Source organism: Halotolerantifilum yawarlongkerapense, assembly GCF_054506745.1.
In genome coordinates this window covers 2,954,029-2,976,055 of record NZ_CP199719.1, presented here as the reverse complement: position 1 = coordinate 2,976,055, position 22,027 = coordinate 2,954,029, and the positions used below count along the sequence as shown (strand labels likewise).

19 protein-coding genes are annotated in these 22,027 nt (G+C 50.8%); all 19 read right to left on the bottom strand.

The features are described from left to right. Positions 1-397: 397 nt before the first annotated feature. The 19 genes from ACULM0_RS14460 to ACULM0_RS14370 all read right to left on the bottom strand — a co-directional run bounded on the left by ACULM0_RS14460 (position 398) and on the right by ACULM0_RS14370 (position 21,830). Positions 398-1,081: a YczE/YyaS/YitT family protein gene (locus tag ACULM0_RS14460; RefSeq protein ID WP_463678245.1), complete on the bottom strand. Its 684-nt coding sequence runs from the start codon at positions 1,079-1,081 to the stop codon at positions 398-400. A 252-nt stretch (positions 1,082-1,333) separates the two neighbouring features. After that, positions 1,334-1,507 carry a hypothetical protein gene (locus ACULM0_RS14455; RefSeq protein ID WP_463678244.1) on the bottom strand — a complete coding sequence of 58 codons (174 nt, stop codon included), beginning with the start codon at positions 1,505-1,507 and terminating at the stop codon, positions 1,334-1,336. Positions 1,508-1,656: 149 nt separating this feature from the next. Further along, positions 1,657-2,139, bottom strand: coding sequence for a hypothetical protein (locus tag ACULM0_RS14450; protein ID WP_463678243.1), 483 nt, complete (start codon positions 2,137-2,139; stop codon positions 1,657-1,659). Between the two features lie 126 nt (positions 2,140-2,265). Next, positions 2,266-3,123, bottom strand: coding sequence for a hypothetical protein (locus ACULM0_RS14445; protein WP_463678242.1), 858 nt, complete (start codon positions 3,121-3,123; stop codon positions 2,266-2,268). 214 nt (positions 3,124-3,337) lie between these two features. After that, positions 3,338-5,458 (bottom strand): zinc ribbon domain-containing protein, encoded by a 2,121-nt coding sequence (locus ACULM0_RS14440; protein ID WP_463678241.1) that lies wholly within the window; start codon positions 5,456-5,458, stop codon positions 3,338-3,340. A 328-nt stretch (positions 5,459-5,786) separates the two neighbouring features. After that, positions 5,787-6,089 (bottom strand): hypothetical protein, encoded by a 303-nt coding sequence (locus ACULM0_RS14435; RefSeq protein ID WP_463678240.1) that lies wholly within the window; start codon positions 6,087-6,089, stop codon positions 5,787-5,789. Between the two features lie 756 nt (positions 6,090-6,845). Next, positions 6,846-7,802 (bottom strand): calcium/sodium antiporter, encoded by a 957-nt coding sequence (locus tag ACULM0_RS14430; RefSeq protein WP_463678239.1) that lies wholly within the window; start codon positions 7,800-7,802, stop codon positions 6,846-6,848. A gap of 45 nt (positions 7,803-7,847) precedes the next feature. Beyond that, on the bottom strand, positions 7,848-8,954 hold the full coding sequence (locus tag ACULM0_RS14425) for an alanine racemase (RefSeq protein ID WP_463678238.1): 1,107 nt from the start codon (positions 8,952-8,954) through the stop codon (positions 7,848-7,850). Positions 8,955-9,371: 417 nt separating this feature from the next. Further along, on the bottom strand, positions 9,372-10,424 hold the full coding sequence (locus ACULM0_RS14420; protein WP_463678237.1) for a zinc-binding dehydrogenase: 1,053 nt from the start codon (positions 10,422-10,424) through the stop codon (positions 9,372-9,374). 547 nt (positions 10,425-10,971) lie between these two features. Then, the gene (locus ACULM0_RS14415; RefSeq protein ID WP_463678236.1) at positions 10,972-12,210 is read right to left on the bottom strand and encodes an RNA-guided endonuclease TnpB family protein; all 1,239 of its coding nucleotides are present in this window, start codon (positions 12,208-12,210) and stop codon (positions 10,972-10,974) included. Positions 12,211-12,825: 615 nt separating this feature from the next. Continuing rightward, positions 12,826-13,773: a hydroxyacid dehydrogenase gene (locus tag ACULM0_RS14410; RefSeq protein ID WP_463678235.1), complete on the bottom strand. Its 948-nt coding sequence runs from the start codon at positions 13,771-13,773 to the stop codon at positions 12,826-12,828. A gap of 11 nt (positions 13,774-13,784) precedes the next feature. Further along, positions 13,785-15,323, bottom strand: coding sequence for a tripartite tricarboxylate transporter permease (locus ACULM0_RS14405; protein ID WP_463678234.1), 1,539 nt, complete (start codon positions 15,321-15,323; stop codon positions 13,785-13,787). 22 nt (positions 15,324-15,345) lie between these two features. Beyond that, on the bottom strand, positions 15,346-15,795 hold the full coding sequence (locus tag ACULM0_RS14400; RefSeq protein WP_463678233.1) for a tripartite tricarboxylate transporter TctB family protein: 450 nt from the start codon (positions 15,793-15,795) through the stop codon (positions 15,346-15,348). A gap of 93 nt (positions 15,796-15,888) precedes the next feature. Continuing rightward, entirely contained in the window at positions 15,889-16,890 is a 1,002-nt protein-coding gene (locus ACULM0_RS14395; protein ID WP_463678232.1) for a tripartite tricarboxylate transporter substrate binding protein, read from the bottom strand. A 55-nt stretch (positions 16,891-16,945) separates the two neighbouring features. Beyond that, positions 16,946-17,626: an RraA family protein gene (locus ACULM0_RS14390; protein WP_463678231.1), complete on the bottom strand. Its 681-nt coding sequence runs from the start codon at positions 17,624-17,626 to the stop codon at positions 16,946-16,948. Between the two features lie 250 nt (positions 17,627-17,876). Further along, positions 17,877-18,734 (bottom strand): MurR/RpiR family transcriptional regulator, encoded by an 858-nt coding sequence (locus ACULM0_RS14385; protein ID WP_463678230.1) that lies wholly within the window; start codon positions 18,732-18,734, stop codon positions 17,877-17,879. Positions 18,735-18,995: 261 nt separating this feature from the next. Continuing rightward, positions 18,996-19,607 carry a L(+)-tartrate dehydratase subunit beta gene (gene ttdB / locus ACULM0_RS14380; protein ID WP_463678229.1) on the bottom strand — a complete coding sequence of 204 codons (612 nt, stop codon included), beginning with the start codon at positions 19,605-19,607 and terminating at the stop codon, positions 18,996-18,998. Further along, positions 19,607-20,506, bottom strand: coding sequence for a L(+)-tartrate dehydratase subunit alpha (ttdA, locus tag ACULM0_RS14375; protein ID WP_463678228.1), 900 nt, complete (start codon positions 20,504-20,506; stop codon positions 19,607-19,609). Before ttdA ends, ttdB begins: the two co-directional genes overlap by 1 nt. Before the next feature lie 52 nt (positions 20,507-20,558). Beyond that, on the bottom strand, positions 20,559-21,830 hold the full coding sequence (locus tag ACULM0_RS14370) for an SLC13 family permease (RefSeq protein ID WP_463678227.1): 1,272 nt from the start codon (positions 21,828-21,830) through the stop codon (positions 20,559-20,561). Positions 21,831-22,027 lie beyond the last annotated feature (197 nt).

Here is a 22,027-nt window from a genome sequence, read left to right as displayed (position 1 = left end):
CACTCGTGAGCAGAGCCAAGCTCTGTAGGAGGCTTTGTAAGACTTGGATTGCTCCTGCAATCTAAGCGGTAGCCGGTGAAACAGGAAAAAGTGGTCGTCGCGGAAAGGCGATAACCGAATCCCGAGACTTCAGTCATGGGTAGTTCAAAGGGAGGGAAGATCCATGACCTTTGTTGCAATAACTTCTGGTTCATGGCCCTAGGGCTACGCAACCTTGCTGGTCAGTGAAGAAAAAGAATATCATATGGAGTGTGTTCTGAAGCAATGAAGAAAAGCCACGGCTACCCCGCGACTATACACAGAGGAACCATGGCATTTTATTCTGGGTTTGTAAAAGCTACCGGTAGTTCCCCAGCCACCGGACTGCTCATGAGATGAGCGGACGAAGGCGTTTGGATTACAGTTCGACAGGTAGCGGGCTCTGCTCTTTCTTCTTTATGAACCGGGCGACCATCGGGTCTGTGAGGATCTTAATATACGGCATCAGTTTGCCGATCAAGAGGGCCGAGAGGATCGTCCCTTCCCGGATTCCCTGGAGTTTTCCCAAAAGGGCCAGCGACAAGAACACACCTATGATGACCACCGTGGTGTCGAGCCTGGACTTGACCCATCCGAAGGTGCGGTCCTGCCTGCGTTTGTGCAGGGTGAGGGTCAGACCTTCGATGGGCATGACCACGAGGCCTGCACCCATATAGATCGACAGGCCGATGGCCATGAGCACGATGCTGATCCCCAGCATGGTCAATTGTCCTGCATAGGTCGGTAGGCTGAAGGTGCCAAGCACATTTTTCGTGAAATCCACGAAGTAGCCGAAAAGGACCGTGGCCAGGAGCTGGGTCAGGTTGATCCACTTGAAATCCCTCTTTTCGATCAACACCTGGAGGACCAGGTAGAAGGCAAAGACCGCCATTACAGTATAGCCCAGGTTGACGCCCGTGATCAGACTCACGATATAGGGGAGTGAGTTCACTGGAGAGACCCCCAGATTGGAGTTGATGGAGAAGGCCACGCCGAGGGCCAAGATCAGCAGCCCCAGGCTGTAGACCATGAGCCGTTTCGAAAAATCGATGATCTGTGTCATAGAATGTTTCCTTTCTTCACTTGAAGATTCCGATTGTGCGTTTTTCTTCTTTTTTCACATATTAGCATACATTTTATCAGATTTTACGTAATCATGTAAGCATTACTTCTTCGAATGCAGCTATGGCTTTCAAGGTACAGAGAAACACTAGGATCCCGGCATATCCATACCGGGAGCCTAGTGTTTCTCATCTTACTCCGGAGCTATGATTCAGGAAAGTTGAACTGGTGCATAGGGCCTTTTGATCGGTATTTAAAAACTCAAGAGAAACCCGTAAACCAACAGGAACACCAGAACGCCCGCACCCAAGAAAACGAGCATGGTTTTTCTACTCACCTGCAACTGTTCATGAGTCAAGAGCACAATGACCAGTGTGGTCATGAGCACGGCGAGAATAGGCAGATACACTGCAAAGAACTTTGACATGCCGATCACCCTATTTCCGTCCTAAGATTTTGGTCTTGATTAGACGTAGGTTTTTACGATTTCTGTTATCCTTCGAGATCGTCTTTCACCAGTTGGTCTTCTCTTGTTCATCTAATAAGGCTACCCAATCCTCCGCTAACTTCCAACCTTCACTCGATCGGCACTCCGTAGCCGTCGAGTTCAATGACCCGCGGACCAGTGGCCGATTTCAAATCGTCGCCGTACTGGATGAACTCAGCCCTGAAACGGCTGGTCGCGAACTCGGGGACGTTCTGCTTAATGATCAGGTAGTTCCCTTTTTCCCCTTGCCCGTAGGGATTACCTGTTGACGTTTCATAGAAGGTTTTCCAGACGCCCGCGTCCCAATACTGGAGCGTCACGCGGCTAAAGCCACGATGTCTCGCATCCCTTTCCTCATCGGGTGCCGACGGTCCCAAGGGGCCACTATCGTGTGATGCGGAGAGTTGGAAGCTTTTTATGGTCACCGGTTCTTTTGTCTCCCACTCAACGAAATGCATTGTGCCCGCGGATGAACCGTCGGCAAAAAGCGTCACGCCTCGCTCCAATCCCGGGGATACATACCCGAACATGTTTCTGAGATCGGACTGGGCATTGGCCCCATAGTTAATCACCTCGCTTCCGCTTATGGATTTGAGGTTCGTGTGTTCCCACAGATCCGTTGCGTCAAGCGAAAATTCCAATGTAATGGGCTGTGAGGACTCGGTGGTATTCACCACCAGAACACTGAGCTGTTGGGTCTACATGTCCTCGAGAATCCCATTCAACCCTTCCTTAGAAACTGTACCCTTCCTCGCATCGAGCAACTGGATACGACCCTTCACCGGTGTGTTCCTCACAAGTCCGAGGTAGCTTTCCTGTGGATTGCTGACCACCTTTAGTTTCACATGCGGTTGCACTTTACTCGGATCATCCGCCGTGAGGGCAACCATGACGACACGGGCACCGAAACCGGGCACCACGATCTGCTCAGTCGCCTGTTGGTCCGCCTGGTCAAGATCGATTGTCACACTTGGCGCGTTCAGGCGAAAACTACCGGGGCCCGTCTGCGTCAAGGTGGACAAGTCACCTGTATAGAGTTTCGCGAAAAAGTCCCCGATCCATGTCTCGACGGGACGAATGGTGTTGAGGATTCCAACGGGCGTCTGTTTCTCGTCATTTGACTTGTAGACATCGATGAGCTTTACCCCTTCTCCAGCTGTAGGCGCCAGGTACTTGAAAAAGGGCCAGGATCCGTAACCGTGTAAGTCATCCCCGCGACCAGCATGATTGATCGGTCCATCGTAAACCTGCAGCGCGCGTTCGCCGTGCACTCCGTAGACGCTGGGGATATCTCCACTGTTTTCTTTGTAGAATTCCTCCGACCAGACGGCCGTGGCTTCATCAAACCAAAGGCTCTTGGAATCGTATAGACAGTCCTTTACGAAGTGGAAGTACTCGTGGATCATGCTCGATCGCATCTCGTCCATTGAACAGGGTACTAAGAGATCTTCTCGTAGCTTGATCCATACGTTGTCCAGCCAAAAGGTCTTGGTGAAAGCGGCCTGGGGTTTTTGATCCTTTTCCTTGGTACTTTGACTATCCGTATTCTCCAGCACCTTGATCTCCAGGGCCACTTGTCATAGCCACTGAAATCGACACCCATTCGCTCGTAAAAGGACTCACAGTAGAGGAGAAACGCCTCGAGGGTATCAAACACTGATTCTCCGCATGCTAAGAGGATTTCAACAGGTATAAGGCTAGAACAGAAGGCTACGCATTGGATGCACTACCTTATTTCTCATCGGTGCAGTGGTAGAAGCGATCGAAAGCCTACTCTTTCACCATCTGCGTATTAATCCATAGATTGATTAGGTAATCCGGTCTACCCTCGTTGGGATTGTACAGGGTGATCTCCATATGCATCGCAAGTTCAAGGGTATCTTCCGCTGGATCAACACTACCCTCAACACCGAGAAGGTAATGCGAGCGATCCACATTCTCTTGCTCAGAATGAACGATGCGATTTCCAATGATCTGAACCGTGTCTACTGTCCCATCGGTAAAGGTGATGTTGTAGTGATTTTCCATCTCGTTTTCTTCAATCACCCAATGTTCATCCGTCTCAGTGCCCACTTGGAAGACCCTATTGAAATCGTCGATATCTTGTTGGGTGTGTTGGTCACTATTTAGAAATCGGGCGTCCACAAGCGTTGATGTCCCTTTCCAACGACCGACGATCATCTCTTGAACCGTCGGCGTTTCCGGGTCTTCTTCTACGATCTCCGAATCAATGAGCGGGCTCTCGTCGAGAAAATCGAAGGTTCCCTCTCCTTCAGCAGTCTCTTCTTGTGGGAGCTCCTCCTCTTCCGGGTTCGGAGCATGTTCGGACAGGAGTGCAAAGACCCGTTCTTTTTCTTGGGCCACAAAGACGCTCTGTTCTTCTAGCAGTCTCTCGACTTCTCCGGCTAGGAAGCGTTGGCGGTCGTATTTTTCTCTATACCTTTTTCTGTTCTGTAGAAGATCGTCGTCGGCCTTGCGATTATTGAGATAGCCCTGGCGGAGGATTTCGATTTCCGCCTCATCTAGCTTGATGTAATTATTGGTGACGATAGTCGCTTGGACGCGGTCCACGCTTGCCTCAATGGTCTCATTCACGGCCTCCTTGATTTCATCATCGGTGGCAGCAGTACCAGCGGCAGCCGTGGGCACCGCGAGCATCAGCGACAGGTTGACCGGATCCACCGTTTCGACAACTTGCGTAGCGATTTCGACTGCTTTGCTGCCATACTTCGCCACAATCTTCGTGAGGGAAGCCGCAGTCGTACCAACGCGATATGTGAGCACGGACAAGCGGATCATGGCCTTGATCAGGTTCTCCTGCTGACCGCTGGCGATGGCTTTCTTCGTGTCGGCCAGTGTGGCGTATTCGATGCGGAGCAGTTCTTTCTCAGCTATGATCCGAGCCATTTCCTCTTGTATCTTTGTGATCTGCTCTTGCGATTGCATGACCTGCTGGGCAGGGAAACTTCTAGACTCCGGCGGGATCCGATCGTCAATGTCAGAGTACTTCATCCACTCCAGATCAAATACCTGACGATTGATACTACCATCCGCATTGTAGAGATCGAAGGCATAGGTTGATGCTGAAAGCTGCACGCCGAGTAGGCTGACGATCAGCAGAATACTCAGGGCTCTTTTCGCCACGCGCCTGCCTTTCGTCGACTTCCACAGAAGTGGGATCGAAACGAGTAGCAAGAGTACGGGGACGACCACGAGGAGATAATCTTGGATCTCCAGTACATCAATGAACCGAAGCGATGCGTTCACGTTGTTCATACCCTGTATTTCAGGTTCTTCTACGTTGGTGACTTCCCCCTCTCGATCAAAGGTGACAATTTCATCGATGGCACCATCGCGGTCGAGATCCGCGTACTCGGCCTCTACGTAGAGCCCTTCGGAAATTTCCATGAACAAGTCATGGCGTCCATCTAGGTCTTCATCCCATGAAGCAAAGACCAGCTCGTCCGCTAGGTAATAAGACCGCCTGTCCCCATACCCATCCTGGGTAGTATCGTCATCATAGTAAATGTCGTAGGCAACTTCCCCGCTCGGGACTTGAACAGTCCCCGACAGTGCCATCCCTTCCTCACCCGAAGGAAGGTCCTGATGCTCATCGACGATCTGAATCGATTCACCTACATCTTCTGTGCGAAAGAGATAATAATCATATAGATCAAAGAGGTTGAAAATACCAAAGGAAAGGAGCCCCAGGGTGATCAGCAGAAGGACCACCAAGAGTCCACTGGTCTTTTTCTTTTTCGACTTGGCCTGCTTTTCAGCAGAAGCACGGTCGCGTCCGTGCACAGGTTTGTTTTTGTTGACCTCATGCCCGCAAACGGAGCAATAAGCTGCGTCTTCTGTGAGTTCCGCCCCACACTTGGTACAGTACATATCCAACTCCTTTCCTACGACGATCTTTTCTGGCAAAGTCCCTCGATTAATCATTGAAGTCTTTGCCGCTCTTGCGCATCGTCCACCGATTATACTTTAAGTCAACCCGACGGGTTATCTCTGAACGATCAAGTGATCAGCATGCTTTTCGACGAGACGTCACCGATTCATTCGACTGGACGTCTGGTTATCGCACAAGATGAGGAGCAGGGTTACGGTGAGAAATGCCTAACCATGGAAGGCTTTGAGTAGCACGAGTCACCAAAGGAAAGTCTCGATCTTGTTGACTTAGTCGTGTGAATTTGCGCGCTTTTACGGGCGTGTATCATCACTCTCCCCCCTTCTTTTTCCTTGACAGTTTCACCATCAAAAAGATAAAGATCACGAGAACGAATACCAAGTAATACAATACCGTCTTGAGAGATTCGTAGATAATGCTACTATCACTCACGATCACATTATTGTTTTCATTAATGTTACTCTGAGCTGCCACCTTCAAAGGATGATGGCCCATAGACTGGATCCTTGACTTCGCATGAATGCTATGAGCTGGAGGACTTTCACCATAAGTATGATTTGCGTAAAAAATAGAAAGAAGCAAGATCAAAATGGCCAGCACTATTTTCTTCACCAGATTTCCTCCTTCCCACGGGAAGTGTTCCCCAGCTGATCATATCCTCAGAAGGCCGATAGCAACTTCTTCAGGAGAGTCCTTCAAGACGAGTCAATGTTTCGATTCAAACGGTATTTGGATGCTCTATCGTACATGACCATGTTGGATTTACATAATATTTACCCGGTTTATAACGGCTCCACCCGGTGTTTCCCTTCCTTCTTCCAAAAGATAGGGGCTCTCATCTACAGAACAGAATAGCTCCATTTATGGCATGACGAACCGAAGGCCTCTGCCCTAGGTCCGTCTACTCCCCTGTTCCTATCTTAGTTCCTGTGTAGACCGGTCGGTCTTCTCCATAATGAGAAGTGATCACCTTAAGATTCGTGGAACTGGCACGATTCTTTTAACGTTCCCTATCACAACTGAAAAGACCACCGATGGATTGGTAATCTGCTTTTTTGCACCCCAGTGATGATCAGAGTGCCTGGACTCCAACGTTTACTATTTATCGCAGGAAGGATAAGACCGTCTCTTCACGATTAGATCCTGTTGTCTCACTTGAGTTTCTCTCTGGAAAATAGCTTTGTTGCTATCCTTGCCAACCTTAGCGCCTATTCGGCAAATATCCCCTCTCTACAGACTCGACCGGCCGCATAAAAAATGTAGCTCCACCATAGTAGCTATATTGGCTACGTAGGGGGAGCTACTTTCTGTGGGGAAAAATCCTAAAGACCGAGAACAGAAATTGACTACACTTTAATGTGGGCATCCTCAGTTTCGTAGAATAATCAAAACCAGATAGACCGTGTAGATCCCGGCCAGGACGGCCCCCTCCCCTCTGGTTAGTTTGTAGTGGGTCCGCGAAAGGATGAGGAGCAGGAGGGTCACGAAGATCAGTAACCCGATGTCCATGAAGATCCGGTCGTCCACGGCAAGAGGATGGACCACCGCCGAGGCACCCAGGACAAAAAACAGGTTAAAGATATTGCTGCCGATCACATTCCCCAGGGCCAGGTCCGTCTGTTTTTTCAGCGCCGCGGTGACGGAGGTGACCAGTTCTGGTAGAGAGGTGCCGATCGCCACGATGGTCAGGCCCACGAGGGTTTGGCTCATCCCCAGGGAAAGGGCAATCTCCGTGCTGCTGTCCACCACCAGGCTACCTCCGTAGACAATCCCACCAAGGCCCCCGATGGTGAAGAGGAGGTTCTTGGTCCAGGAGGTGGCGGTGGCATAGGTTTCGTCGATTTCCAACTGTTCGCGACTATTCCGCGCCACTTCGAAGACGTAGTAAAGGAAAATCGAGAAGAAGAGAAGCAGTACGATCCCCTCGGTCCTGGAGAGGAGGTTCGCCGGACCGTTTTGGAGGGCGAGGTCGCTGACCACGACCACCAGGGAGACGGCGGCCAGGAGTGCAAAGGGAATCTCCTTTCTGACCGTCTCGCTCTGGACGGGCATGGGAAAGACAAGAGCGGCCAGACCCACGATAAAGGTGATGTTGAAGATACTACTCCCCACGACATTACCGATGGCCACATCCGCGCTACCCTCGATGGCAGCGAGCAAGCTGACCGAGGCCTCGGGTGCACTGGTACCGAAGGCCACGATCGTCAGTCCGATCAAAAGGGGTGAGACCCTGAGTCTACTGGCGATGCGCGAGGCCCCTTCAACAAAGAAATCAGCGCCCTTGACGAGCAGGGCGAATCCAATGATCAACAAGAGATACGTCATGTTCTGTGCAGCTCCTTTTTGGTTCTTATTCGTCCAGTGGATTGGTTACCGGAGTTTCCCACGGCCGTCTACCGTCACACGCTCGACGACCTGGTCGCCCTCGAGCAAGTAGGCGTACTCGTACAGATTGACCACGGGACAGATATGGTTGGGGATAATCCGGAGCTTGTCGCCGATCGCGACGCGCGCTCTGAAGGTGGCGTCATTAAAAATCGCGTGCTCGTCGTAGACGCCGTGCACGTGGACCCCGGGCCATTCTTTCAAGCGCCCGTAGCCCTCGGTGGCGGTGATCCCCACGGTCCTGCGCTGGGCGGTGAGTCCCTTGGCACCCACGTCGGCGATGACACGCTCTGCCGTGGGGCGGCTGATCACCGTGGTGAGCACGGTGGCGGCGTTTTGCTCGAAATCGCCGACGACGGCCGCCTGGGAGGCGTCCATGAAAATATAGGTGCCCGGGCGGATCTCGGTGACCCCCTCGAGGATGGGAAAGTCGAAGAGCAGCGACGGCGTGGAGCCGATGCTGACCGTGGCCAGGTCGAAGCCCTGGTCAGCCGCGATCTTTGCGAAATGCAGGGTGCGCCGCTGGGCCTCGATGTGGATCTCCCTGCAGGCGTCGAGATCGGCGGCCCCATAGGCGTGTCCGTCGTGAGAGAAGAGCCCTTTCAACTGGATGTGGTCGCAGGTTTTCAGGTGGTCGAGCAGGGCCAGAAAGTCTTTCTCTTCCACGATGCCCGAGCGATTCTCCCCTACTTCTATCTCGATGAGCACTTGGGCGGGTTGGTCACCGTCCGAAAACACATCCTCGATCATTTTCGCGGCCTCGATACTGTCGAGACCAAAGGAGAGGTCGATGGTTCTAGCGAGCTGATTCACTCGCTGGAGTTTTGTTTCACCGACGATCTCGTTGGCGATAAAAATATCTTTGAGGCCGTTGGCAGCCATGACCTCGGCCTCACCGACCTTGGCCACGGTGATGCCCCTGGCCCCTAGGAACTCCTGGATCTTGGCCACCCGTGACATCTTGTGTGTCTTCGTGTGAGGTCGGAGGGCGACGCCGCTGCGGTCGGCGTAGTCTTGCATCTTCTTGGCGTTGGCCAGCATGATATCGCGATCGATGAGCAGCGAGGGTGTATCGAGTGCAGTGTAGTGCATGAAAGCCTCCTTCTATGGTTTGCCGTCGTACCCACGGCGCTTACTAATGCATGGGTTGAATATCTCACATCTTAAAAGCTAACATGTTGATTTTTAGATGTCAATTAATTTTGAATACTCTAACAATTAAAAGTGTAGTCGATGGCACCAAACGCCACAGGGTGCTAAGGGCTTTGGACTAGGGTGACACAGCTGGGCACCTCGAGGTCCCCTAGCAAGAATCGTCGATTCCCATGAGAAAGAGAATCGACGAATAACGACCGATCGTCAGTCAGTTAAAAAAATGATATTTTCCCCCTTTTACCGCATATTAGAATGCCCCGAATGCAACCCCTTTGATCATCTCCCGAAAAAAGAGAGCGAACCAACAGACAGGATTCTTTTCATAGATCGAGTGCAAAGAGCAGTGGTATGCGCTTACGCTTCGTCCGATTCTCCAGGCAAAAGGACGATCTTTCCCATTTTTCCAGAGTCCTTGAAGTAGGTCTGGGCGGCGGCCGCCTCTTCCAAGGGGAAGGTGCGATCGATGATCGGAAGGAGCTTTCCCTCTGAAACGGCAGCGAGCATTTGTTTGAACTCTCCTCTTGTACCGAGGACGGAGCCGTAGATCGTGAGATGCTTGAGGTAAACGTCCCGGAGATCGATCTCGGTGACCTGCCCGCCGATGGATCCGGCGATGCAGAATTTACCCCCTCTTTTCAATACCTGGATCATGGTGTGGATCAAAGCGTCGCCTACCACATCTAAGATGGCGTCCACGGGCCCCCCAGCGATCGACAGGACCTCTTCTTCCAAGCGGTCGGTCTGGTAAGAGAGAACGTGGGTGGCCCCGAGTGTTTTCATTTGCTCTGTCAGCGACAAATCGCCCACGATAGCAATGACCTTGGCACCATGGACCTTGGCGGCGATCTGGACGTTAAAGGAACCCACGCCACCGTTGGCACCGGTGACAACGATGGTTTGGCCGGGTTTTGGACGAATCTGCTCGTTCATGTGCCAGGCCGTCATGCCGCTGACGGAAAAGACAGCGCTCTCCAGATAGGAGTCCAGGGGCATGTCGAAGCAGAGGTCGACTGGCCAGGCGACGTACTGGGCGTATCCGCCGTCGTACTCCGAGCCGATGAAGGCCAGGTCCTCAGCCATGTTCGCGAGCCCCTCGGGGCCGGATGCGGTGTAGGGAAAGACGACAACATCTTTTCCAATCCAGTGGTCGTCGACGTCCTTACCGACTCTCACGATCACCCCGGTGATATCAGAACCGGGGATGCGCGGGAACTGGACACCACCTTCTTTCCAGCCGGACTTGGACTCCGCTCCATAGGCACCCTCTCGCATCCAGATTTCCGTGTTGTTGATGCCGCAGGCTTTGACCTTGATCAGCACCTCGCCTGCATTCGGTGTTGGTATCGGCACATCGACGACCTCTAGCTTTTCGACGCCTCCATATCCTGTAACTTGAACGGCTCTCACGATGACAACTCCTTTCGCAATTCTTTCCAAAAACTTACCCATCCTAAGTCCGCAGTGGATTCTCCACCCGATCGGTGAGGGTATCTTCTTCGGTTCAAAAGTTTCTTCATTTTGATTCTTACCCTTGGGGACTGGTACCATTCACCCCTGTTGATTCTATTGGTTACCCTGTATATACAGACTTGGCGAGACTGAATACCTCGCATGATCACATAAGAAAAGCGCCGGTTCCTTCCATTAGGAACTAGCGCTCACTTCTGCTATTTCATCCCTTGTAACCTTGGCTTTCTACCCTTTCTTCCCTTTGGGGAACAGGTTCTTTTTGGGATGAAAGACATATCTCGCTTGAACTACCCATGACTGAAGTCAAGGGATTCGGTTATCGCCTTCGGCGACGACCACTTTTTCCTGTTTCACCGGCTACCGCTTAGATTGCAGGAGCAATCCAAGTCTCACAAAGCCTCCTACAGAGCTTGGCTCTGCTCACAAATGTGACAGGCACTTCCCGTTGTCCCAACGGTGCAGGTACACTTGGTACCGCTTATGCTTAGGCTGAGATGCCTAATGTATCTAAACCCTGTTTTCTGATGTTGATGGCTGCATTCTCATCCCGTTCGTGCTCAGCACCGCAGTGACTACAACACCACTTTCTGTCGTTCAGCGTAAGGGCGATGTGTTTCTCCCCGCAGGAAGAGCAAATCTTAGATGAGGCATACCAACGGTCGATCTGTACAAGATGCTTTCCCTGCCACTCCAGTTTGTACTTCAGGAAGGTAATGAACTGAGACCATCCCGCATCTGATATGGCTTTCGATAGTTTCTTGTTCTTGACCATGCCCTTGATACTCAGTGTTTCCAGTACAACCACTTGGTTTTCGTTGGCCAACCGGGTACTCAGTTTGTGGGCGAAGTCTTTTCGCTGGTTTGCTATATGACCATGTAGATTTGCTATTTTTTGTGCTACCTTCTTGTGATTCTGTGAATCGAGCTGTTTTTTTGCCAACCTCCGTTGGAGCTTGGCCAGTTTCTTCTCCGACTCCTTGATAAACTTGGCTCTTTCGATGAACTCGGTGTTTTCACCATTGGAGATGGTGGCGAAGGTCTTGAGGCCAAGATCAACACCGACTGCTTTTGAAGCGTCAATATGCTCGATCTCCAAGGGCTTTACCAACTCGATCGTCTCTTCGAGAGCAAGGGAAACATAATACTTAGAGCCCTTCAGGGTGATCGTCGCTTTTAAGATCCTTGCATGACCCTCTCGCGCTTTCTTGAGTATTCCTTTATTTCTTGCTGTTTTTACTTTTGCCATGGACACCTTCCCAAGTTTCGGTAATTTGATGTGAGAAGAACCGATGATTTCAATGTTGTTATTCGTCATCTTGGTTGTATAAGCCTTCTTGGCGCTACGTTTTGATTTGAACTTCGGATATCGGTTTTGACGAGTGAAAAAGCGACCGTACGCATCTTCGACATTTTCACAAGCCGCTTCTAGAGCAAATTTGTCGACTTCTTTCAAGAAACCATAGTCCTCAGAGGACTTCAGTGGCACCATAGTCTCCTTCTTGTACCTACCAACCGAAAGTTTCTCTCCATTCTCCTTATAATAGGTTTTCCTCGCATCGAGATATTTATTGTAGATCAGCCTGGCACATCCAATGGTCTTGTTGATGAGAATCGCCTGTTCCTCAGTAGGATAAACACGAAGAATAAGGCCATAGAGTTTCAACTGAAGACCCTGCTTAGCCAGTACCTTGTTTTTTTCTTTGACTGTCATTCGTTTACCCATGAGTATTCCTTCTCCTTTTGAGACTGGCGTATCTTCGGATTTGATTTTCATCAGTAGATGTGCATGATCCCATCTGTGAGCTACAGCAAACTGCATTCATTTCATCCTTGGCGAATCTTAGATCTTGTAACTCATCATATCCTTTTGGTATGCAAAACCCCAGAGTTACGACTCGAATGTATATCGTTACTATTTCAAAGCTCTTCTGTTAATGAAATCACCTTTCTATTATTGTAACATATGTTCTGGTTTTTGACAGGGAATATTAAGCATATTGCGCGAAAAAAACGCCCTAACTCACGACTGAAGTCACGAGTGTGCGGGCGCTTAATCATCAACCTATTGAAAGGACGCAGAGCGCTCCTGATCCTCACAGATCAGATGATCGATCACGGTCTCTAAGCTCTTCCTTTGCCGCGCACCCTGCGACCACCGGAACACTATCTGTAGGAAGGAGTAAACACTCGTGGTAAAAATTCAAAAATATGGAAGTTGCCTTATTTGAAAATGCGGGCCGGCGGCCCGCATCTCGTCGCTCTTTCCATCGAGAAAGTAACACGGATGAGTAGATTCCCCCTGCGAATTCTTCGCAGCCCAGTGGAATCCAAGGCCTCGTCAGACAACCAGGTATTCTGGATCTCTACCCGTCAGCACGTCGTGGATCCCGTAGACGGAATCGTAGACCATCCGAACCATCGCCTCTTCTGTAGAAGCCGCACAGTGAGGCGTCAGAATCACTTGGTCCATGGAAAACATGGGGTTATCCATCGATGCTGGTTCGGGATCCGTAACGTCCAAGCCGGCACCTGCGATTTCCCCCTTCTCCAGAGCAGCGATTAATTCCCTTTCGTCAAGGATACTCCCTCTGGCGACATTGATCAGTCTGGCGCTGTTCTTCATCAATTTGAACTCGCGCGCACCAATGCTCTTTTTCGTCTCTTTTGTTGAAGGTATATGGATACTGACATAATCAGACATTCTCAACAGCTCATCGCGATCATCGACTAGCGTGACACCCTCGATGACCTGGTCGCTGGGAATGTAAGGATCATATGCCACGACGCGCATCCCGAAACCGCGGTAAGCCATGCTCGACAAATGGCTGGCTATGCGACCCATCCCGATCAATCCCAGTGTCTTTCCACTTACTTCAGATAAGAGTACGCTGTTCTTGATCGCATAGTTGTCATCCTGGTACTCGCTCTCCATGTAGGGAAGCTTTTTTGCTAATGCCAGAATGAGTGCCATCGCGTGTTCTGCCACAGATAATGAGTTTGCCAGGGGTGCGAAGACCACCCGGATACCGAGTTTTTCTGCAGCGCTTATATCGATGCTATCGTAGCCAGCGCCATGTTTGGCGATGACTTTTAGCTTTGGACAGGATTTCATGACTTCCTCATCAATCACAGCTACCCTGATCACAACCGCATCGCAATCGGCCAAGTCTTCTATGAGAATTTCCTTATCGAGACCACGGCCGATCTTCACCTCATAGCCCAGCTCTTTAAGCAGTTCAATTCCTTCCTCGGCTACCTTCTCAGGTAGGAGTACTTTTTGACCCATATTCATCCCTCCTAGTCATCACTGCCCGAAACAGTGGCACTGGAATCTCCATCAGAGAATCTTCTGTTCAGTTTGTTCATTAGCAGCGGTGCGAAAAGGGAGACGACGATCAAGATGATCAGCGCGAGAGATATCGGACGGCTCACATAGTACTCGATGACGCTCGATCCCTTGGACATGACGATTGCCCTGTGGAAGTTTCTTTCCGCCATACCACCCAGGATGATCGCCAAGGTGATTGGAGCGGTGGCAAATCCGGTTTTCCGCATCAGGTAACCCACTATTCCAAATACCGCCATGGTCACCACGTCTGCAAAACTCATGTTAATGGCGTAGGCTCCTACGATCGATAGCACCACGATAATCGGAGCCAGGATTCCGATGGATACCCCTGAGACCCTCGCAACATACTTGGCTATGGCAAGGCCAATGATTCCCATGAGCACATTCGCAATCATGAAGCCAAATAAGATCGCATAGGTGATATCACCTTGTGTACTAAAAAGCGTATAGCCGGGTGTCAAACCGTGAATCATGAGCGCACCCAGTATCACGGCCGAGGCCGAGCTACCCGGTATACCGAGTGTAAGCAAGGGCACAAGCGAACCACCGGTCACGGCATTGTTGGCCGATTCTGATGCGTATAAACCTTCTTTGGCACCTTTTCCAAAAAGCTCTTTCTTTTTCGAGAATCTTTTCGCTTCATTGTATCCAATCCATCCACCGATATCGCCACCTGCCCCTGGCATGATGCCCACGGCGATGCCAATGACCGTCGAACGAATGATATTCGGTATTTGCGAGAAGAACTCTTTTAGAGAAGGAATCGGGCTACCGCTGAGATCTGGGATGGGCTCCACGCGAGCACCTTTCCTCATTTCACGAATGCCTTCCGCTTGCACGAGTACTTGTGAGATGGAAAACAAACCGATCAGGGCAGGAACCAACTGGATCCCTGATTCCAGGGCTGTCACCCCGTACGTAAACCGCGCGACCCCAAAGATCGTATCGTAACCAATGAAGGATACAACCATCCCCAGGAGACCCGAAATGATTCCCTTCACCATATTGTCTCCTGCGAGAGATCCGATGATGGTCAGACCGAATATGGCTATCAAGAAGTACTCAGGAGCATTGAATTTCAGCGAAATAGTCGCCAGTGGTGGCGCCAAGAAGAGCAGTGCCACACCGCTTAATGTTCCACCGACCATCGACGCGACAGTGGCAATGCCCACAGCCTCTAGGCCCTTCCCATTTTTCGTGAGGGCATATCCATCGAGGGCTGTGGCCGCCGAAGCCGGTGTTCCGGGCGTGTGAAGAAGTATGGCCGTGATCGATCCCCCGTACAGACCCGCAGTGTACAAGGCTACCAGCATGATGATCGCCGCAGCGGGCTCCATGCCGAAGGTGAAAGGAATCAACAGGGCAATACCCATTGTGGCCCCTAGTCCCGGTAATGCACCGACCACGATGCCTCCCACAACACCCACTAACAATCCTATGATTGATTGCATTGAGAATAAATTTTGAATGAGTTGTTCAGTAATCATGATTGTCCCCTTTCGAAGAAAACTATGGGAGAATTACATTGAGCATTTGTGAAAAAAGAACATAGACAAATACATTGAGCAGAACATCCGTCAACAGGATCGTTTTGATGCTTTTTATTCCGTAGTAATACATGAAGACCGGAATGAACAGCAGGGTTGAAAGATAGAAACCGATGAAATTGATCAGGGCAATGTAGACGGAAATCATCAAAAACACAATGAGTGGAATGCGTATGATTTTGAACTCGACAACAGACTCATCTTCTGGTACTATCTCCGGGCGCACTGTCTTGCGGATTCCCAGGATGATCACGACAACTGATAAGGCGAGCAGCAGGAGAATGATCAGACGGGGAAATCTTGCTGATTCTACTTTGATACTGTAGGTTTCGAAGAGTAGATATAGCGAAAAAAGCGCAAGGGCGATTCCTATAAAAACATCCATATTGATTTTACGCTTACTAGTATCCATGAGTTCCTCCAAATTCATTCTTGATATGCATTACGCACCTCAAAGTGATCAAGGTGCGCAAGGTATCATTTTTTCAGTTTAAGACTCTTTTTGTTACCATCCCATAACGTCGGACATCTCTTTGATGATGGCTTCCTCTTCACGCACATACGTATTGGCTTCCTCGGCGTTCATGTAGTTCACTTCAAGACCAAGTTCGGCCATCGTCTCGACCAGTTCCGGATCGTTGATCGCTACATTGAGGGCTTCTGAGATAATCGAAACGATTTCCTCGGGGGTATCTGCATGCACTGCAAAACCACGGTCCGAAGAGTTGGTGATGGTAGCTTCGAAGCCCGATTCATTCCAGGTGGGCACGCTGGGGATCAAGTCTGATCGTTCTTTTGAAAAGACAGCCACCGTATCGATCTCGTTGTTCTTCATCGGCGTCACGACGTCCCCCACATTTCCTGCGAAGGCATCCACGTGTCCCCCGAGCACTGCGGCATAGGCTTCTGATGCTCCGCTCATCGGAACGGCCGTGATATTGACATCCAGCGCTTTCTTAAGCTTGTTGACCAGAAAGTCATCGTCCGAGCCCGCACCAGATGTTGAGATGGTCACTTCATTGTTCTTAGCGAACTCGATAAAGGACGCGATATCAGTGAATCTCGTTTCATCTTTGTTGATCGCTAGCACGCTAAAATCTGATACGAAGTTGGCTACCGCTTGAAAATCCTCGATGGACTTATCACGATCCAAACTCGAGTCGAGATAGCCTGAGTAGATCGTCGGTAGATTGATCAGAGAAATCGTATATCCATCGGCAGGACTTGCCAATAGCTTCTCCCAGCCCACCCAACCGCTGGCACCCGGCTGGTTGACCACATTCACAGTCGTTCCAAGGGCGTCTTCAAAATATGGAGATACGATTCTAGTCCCAACATCCGAACTACCACCCGCAGAAAACGGAACAATCAAACTGACAACGCGGCCGCTCTCCGGATAGGTTCCACTCGAGTCCCCTGAGTCATCGACATTGCCTTCATTGTTCGCCCCATTTGTGCAACCCGCTAACAACACCATGAGCATCGCGATCACAACTAACCTTTTCACAATATTCCTCCCCTTTCGATTTAACAAGTATCCGTAGGAAACACTCACCCTATGCCTAGATGTAGTCACATGATAGACTTTCGAGCTTTTGATCCACCCAGGGTCTCTCGTAAGTCTGGCTTTTTTCCATCTCACCCATGATCATTTCTTCTTTTTTCTGTACGTCTCTCACCTTTTCCAACAGCGACTCTGCATCGGATGGTTTGATGAACACAACACCGTCTTCATCACCAACAACGATATCTCCCGGCGAGACGGATTGTCCTCCAACGACGATCGTTGTGTTGATTTCCCCTGGCCCGTTCTTGTAGGGACCATTCGGTGTAACGCCCTTCGCATAAACCGGGAAGTCATCCAAGCCGTTGATAAATTGATAATCCCTCAGCGAGCCGTCGACGATAATGCCCCCGATACCCTTTATGCGACAGTAGTTGACCATCAACTCGCCAAAAATCGCACGATTTGTTGCTCCCCCCGCATCGATGACAAAGATGTCACCGGGTTTTGCCATGTCCATGGCCTTGTGAAACATGAGGTTATCACCCTCCGGCACCTTGATCGTGAAAGCAGGCCCGACCAGCTTCCCTTTGTTCATCGGCCGTATGGCAGAATCAATAGCGGAAATCCGATGCATGCAATCATCAATGTTTGCCACGGGAACTCCCTCGAAAGATCGCATCAACTCTTCGCTTGGTCTTTCGAACTCACGAAGGATCCTGCACCCAACGTTACTCATAGTAAACACACCTCCAATAATACTGTACTTTCCATCCTAAGACCACCACATGTAAATAATCGGAATTATGTAGCGATGACTATATTTAGTATTATAAATGTAGTGTGTACTACAGTCAACGATTGTTTTTTAATTCACACAATTTAGGCCACATTTTCCTTCTTCTATATGAAATGGGCGCACAAAGAAAAAAACGATTAAACATTTACATGTGTAATCGTTTGCAAGCTTTACGAATGGTTGGGGGTGTCTATAACCTGAACTCCGCTAGATAAGCGTCTCTTTCTTCCAAGCGAGATTGAAACTTATCCTTTTCTTTCCAGCAAAGCATAGTGAGCAGGTACTCCACGATCGCTGCCGAACCCAGGGCCGAGTTGAAAAAGCTCATGCTTTCTGTTTCTGTCACCAGTACGATATCCGCATGCTCTGTCACAGGTGTGATGATCTGGTCAGAAATGACGCAGATCATGGCCCCCTTCTGCTTCGCCAAGCTGATGAGGGAAACATCGATCTTATAGTAACGGGCAAAACTGAAAAATACCACAATATCCTCTTGTGTTGCACACTGCAGTAAACCGATGGCGTCACTATCGTCGCTCGATATTTCTATGACATCATCGACCAGATAGCGTAGTAACCTGGACATCTGAACGGCTGCGCCTTTGCCTCCCCTTAAGCCGATAATGAATTTTCTCTTGGAGTTGGTCAGGCCATCGATGATCTGGTCGTAGAGCTCGGCTTTGTTCATCTCAATCGTTGATCCGATATTGTCATACATGATTCTAGTGAAGCTGTCCTTGATGTCTTTGCTCTGGTACTTCGTCGTGCTGATATCGATTCTTTCGCTGAGGGACAGTTTGCTCAGTTCACCGCTTGAATTGCTCGAAATCATGTTGTAGAAATCTTCCTTTAGGTCTGCAAACCCCTCATACCCAATGGCCCTGGCAAAACGAATAACCGAAGCATCACTCACCCCGACCTCATGTGCGATCTCTAAAGATGTCATGGTACAGATATCTGTCAGATTCTTGACAAAATAGTCGGCAATGATCTTTTGATTCTTTGTCAACTGACTACTTCGGATTCTATCGATCAGCTTACTTGTCATCTGGTCACCTCCATGTGGTTTCCTGTCTATAGGCTCCTTGCCTTCCCCTTGGCCATACAAATCCAGGTCATCCTGCTTGGCGAAGAGATCTCGTGTCATATCGAAGGAAGACAACTCCCCTTGAGGGGGTTGTGTTTTTTCTCTGTAGTACAATTGTACGTCTGATTCATACCTTCGTCAATGGCCGCACATCCTCCTGTGTCCTTGCTCCAATGGAAGAAGCGCCGGTTTTCATCTAGTGAAAACCGGCGCTTCCTTCAATTATTTGATAAACCCAACCTGGCTGCTCACATCGGCGATGGCCTTTTCCTTCTTCTCATTGAATAGGACCTTGTTCGCTTCGAACATGTTGTTGCCTTCGGTATCGATCGATACGATCAGTGGACCGAACTCTTTGACGCGGCAGACCCAGAGGGTTTCCGGCATACCGAGGTCGCGCCACTCGGCACGTTCGATTTCTTCCACCTGGGTGGCGGCCAGAACGGCGCAACCGGCGGGGAAGACACAGTGGATTGCCTTTTGTTCGCGACAACCGGCCTCGGTGTTCGGACCCATGCCGCCTTTGCCGATGATCACCTTGACGCCGGTCTGTTCGATGAATTCTTTTTCGAACTTCTCCATGCGCATGCTGGTGGTGGGACCGACAGAGATCATTTCGAATCGATCGTCGCCGTGGTCTTTGACGATCGGCCCTGCGTGAAAGATGGCAAGCCCCTTCAGATCGACGGGAAGCGGCCGTCCGGCTTCGATGAGGCGGCGGTGGGCCACGTCACGGCAGGTGACGAGGTAGCCGTCGAGATAGATGATATCGCCGGTCTTGATCCCTACGAGGTCTTCTGTTCGAACGGGAGTTTTGATGATTTTCTTTGCCATTATAAGGTCACCCCCGAGTGTGTTGTGATTTCGTAGTTGAGATCCTTATCAAAGATAATTTCACCGTAACGGTGGGACCAACACCCCACGTTAACGGCGACGCCGATCGTAGAGGGGTGCCGGGCTGTGTTCTCAATGTGCACGCCCATGACGGATGCGGCTCCGGCCATGCCCTGGGGGCCGAGGCCGATGGCGTTGATCCCCTCTTCGAGGAGGGTCTCCATCTTGGCGGCGTTTTCGTTGGCGTTCTTGGAACCCAGCGGTCTGAGCAGCGCTTTCTTTGATAGGAGCGCAGCGGTTTCGACACTGGTGGCCACACCAACACCGACGAGTAGCGGTGGGCAGGCATTGAGACCGTAACTGGTCATCACGTCCATGACGAAGCGGGTGATGCCCTCGTACCCTTCGCCGGGCATGAGGACCATGGCCTTGCCTGGCAGCGAACAGCCGCCTCCGGCCATGTACACGTCAATTTCCACGTGGTCTTTCCCGGGCAGGATGTCCCAGAAAACCGTGGGGGTCCCGTTGCCGACGTTCTTGCCGGTATTGTATTCGTCAAAGGTTTCCACGCTGTTGTGACGCAGCGGCGTGTCGATGGTCGCCTGGATGACGGCTTCTTTCAGCAGGGCCTCGAGTTCCCCCATGAGCGGAAAGTTCGATCCGCACTTGACCCAGAACTGCAGGACACCCGTGTCCTGACAGCTCGGTCGGTGGAGTTCGTAGGCGAGGTCCTGGTTTTTGAACATGGTGGCGTAAATGGTCTTGGCCAGGGGATTGGTTTCTTGTTCACTGAGTTCTCTCAGCTTGGCTTCGACGAGATCGGGTAGTTTGATCCCGACGTGACCGACGAATTTGGCCATGGTGTCGGTCAGGTATTGTACGGATGCTTCCCTGTTCATCATTTCCTCCTTGGTTGTCCTTCAGATGATGTCGGTTGTCAGATGCCTCTTCCTATGAGGGGAAGAAGGGGTATAGAATCGGCAGGATGATCATGTTGACCAGGATGGAGATCCCGATCAGCGGTAGACCTGCTTTCACGTAGTCGCGGAACTTATAGCCACCGGCCGAAAGAACCATGGTGTTGGCCGGCATGGCGATGGGCGTGGCGTAGGCGCAGGAGCCCCCGATGACCGTGGCCATGATGACGGCCCGTGGATCGGCGCCGATAGTGGCGGCGATGGACATGGCGATGGGAACCATCAGTGCCGTGGTAGCGGTGTTGGACATGAAGTTAGTGAGCGCCGCGGCGATCAGGAAGATCGTGAACATCAGCACGAAGGGTGATGCGTTCGGTCCCAGTGCGCTGATGACCGTCTCGGCCACCATGGCACCGGCTCCGGTGACATCCAGTGCCTTGGCGAGGGACAGGGTACCACCGAAGAGGAAAATGGTCTTCATATCGATGGCTTTGAAAGCCTGCTTCTCATTGATGACACCGGTGAGGACGAGCAAGATCGCGCCTACGGAGCCGATGATGTTGAGCTTGATGCCGATTTGCTTTTCAAAGATCATGGCTAGGATGGTACCGACCAGAATGATCAGCGAGAGATGCTGTTTCCAGGCGGGCACGTGGCTGTAGTCCACCTCTTCATCAAAGATGGTCTCATGCTTCATGTGGGCGGCGTCGGGTAAAAATTTGTAACCGATGAAGGCAAAGTAGATGATGCCGACGATGAGCATGGGTAGGCCGACCTTGGCGTATTCGAAAAAGCCCATGGTGAGGCCGATTTCCTCAAGCGCGGCTTTACCGATCAGGTTACCAGGGGCACCGATGATCGAGAGGTTACCACCCAGGGCCGCAGCAAAGACGAGGGGCATGAGAAGCCGGCTACGTGCGAATCCGGATTTGCCGGAGATTCCGATGACCACGGGAATCAGTACGGCTGATGTACCGGTGTTCGATAGGATCCCGGACATGAGGCCCACGATGACCATGATGGCTACGATGAGCTGACGCTCTGTTTTGGCAAAGCGCGTGACGAGTCCGCCGATCTTGTTGGCCATGCCGGTTTCAAACAGGGCACCGCCCACGACAAACATGGCGACGAAGAGAATGACGTTGTTGTTGATGAATCCTGCGAAGGCTTCCCCGTTGTCGAGGACCCCCGTGAGGACGAGTCCGATACAGACGATGGTCGAGGTTAGGGCCAAGGGGATTTTCTCCCAGGCGAACATGACGATGGCAAAGACCAGGAAGAGTAAGGTGATGGTTGCAGCGCTCATTATTTCCCTCCTAAACGATACGAGATGATGACGAGACCACGGCGCCGTGGTGTTTGATATTTGATAATGTATCCATTATCAAATATATGATACCATGACAGCGTTTTCACGTCAATTGCCGATTGAGAAATAAATGACAATTTCGTGGACCGAAAGAAAAACCGCCGATCATCGTTTCCGATCATCAGCGGTCATTG

Bases quoted from the DNA above. Each gene is read 5' to 3' on its own strand.
- ACULM0_RS14460 (WP_463678245.1), bottom strand. From the start codon at position 1,081: ATGACACAGATCATCGATTTTTCGAAACGGCTCATGGTCTACAGCCTG.
- ACULM0_RS14455 (WP_463678244.1), bottom strand. From the start codon at position 1,507: ATGTCAAAGTTCTTTGCAGTGTATCTGCCTATTCTCGCCGTGCTCATG.
- ACULM0_RS14440 (WP_463678241.1), bottom strand. From the start codon at position 5,458: ATGTACTGTACCAAGTGTGGGGCGGAACTCACAGAAGACGCAGCTTAT.
- ACULM0_RS14430 (WP_463678239.1), bottom strand. From the start codon at position 7,802: ATGACGTATCTCTTGTTGATCATTGGATTCGCCCTGCTCGTCAAGGGC.
- ACULM0_RS14425 (WP_463678238.1), bottom strand. From the start codon at position 8,954: ATGCACTACACTGCACTCGATACACCCTCGCTGCTCATCGATCGCGAT.
- ACULM0_RS14415 (WP_463678236.1), bottom strand. From the start codon at position 12,210: ATGGGTAAACGAATGACAGTCAAAGAAAAAAACAAGGTACTGGCTAAG.
- ACULM0_RS14410 (WP_463678235.1), bottom strand. From the start codon at position 13,773: ATGGGTCAAAAAGTACTCCTACCTGAGAAGGTAGCCGAGGAAGGAATT.
- ACULM0_RS14405 (WP_463678234.1), bottom strand. From the start codon at position 15,323: ATGATTACTGAACAACTCATTCAAAATTTATTCTCAATGCAATCAATC.
- ACULM0_RS14400 (WP_463678233.1), bottom strand. From the start codon at position 15,795: ATGGATACTAGTAAGCGTAAAATCAATATGGATGTTTTTATAGGAATC.
- ACULM0_RS14390 (WP_463678231.1), bottom strand. From the start codon at position 17,626: ATGAGTAACGTTGGGTGCAGGATCCTTCGTGAGTTCGAAAGACCAAGC.
- ACULM0_RS14385 (WP_463678230.1), bottom strand. From the start codon at position 18,734: ATGACAAGTAAGCTGATCGATAGAATCCGAAGTAGTCAGTTGACAAAG.
- ttdB (WP_463678229.1), bottom strand. From the start codon at position 19,607: ATGGCAAAGAAAATCATCAAAACTCCCGTTCGAACAGAAGACCTCGTA.
- ttdA (WP_463678228.1), bottom strand. From the start codon at position 20,506: ATGAACAGGGAAGCATCCGTACAATACCTGACCGACACCATGGCCAAA.
- ACULM0_RS14370 (WP_463678227.1), bottom strand. From the start codon at position 21,830: ATGAGCGCTGCAACCATCACCTTACTCTTCCTGGTCTTTGCCATCGTC.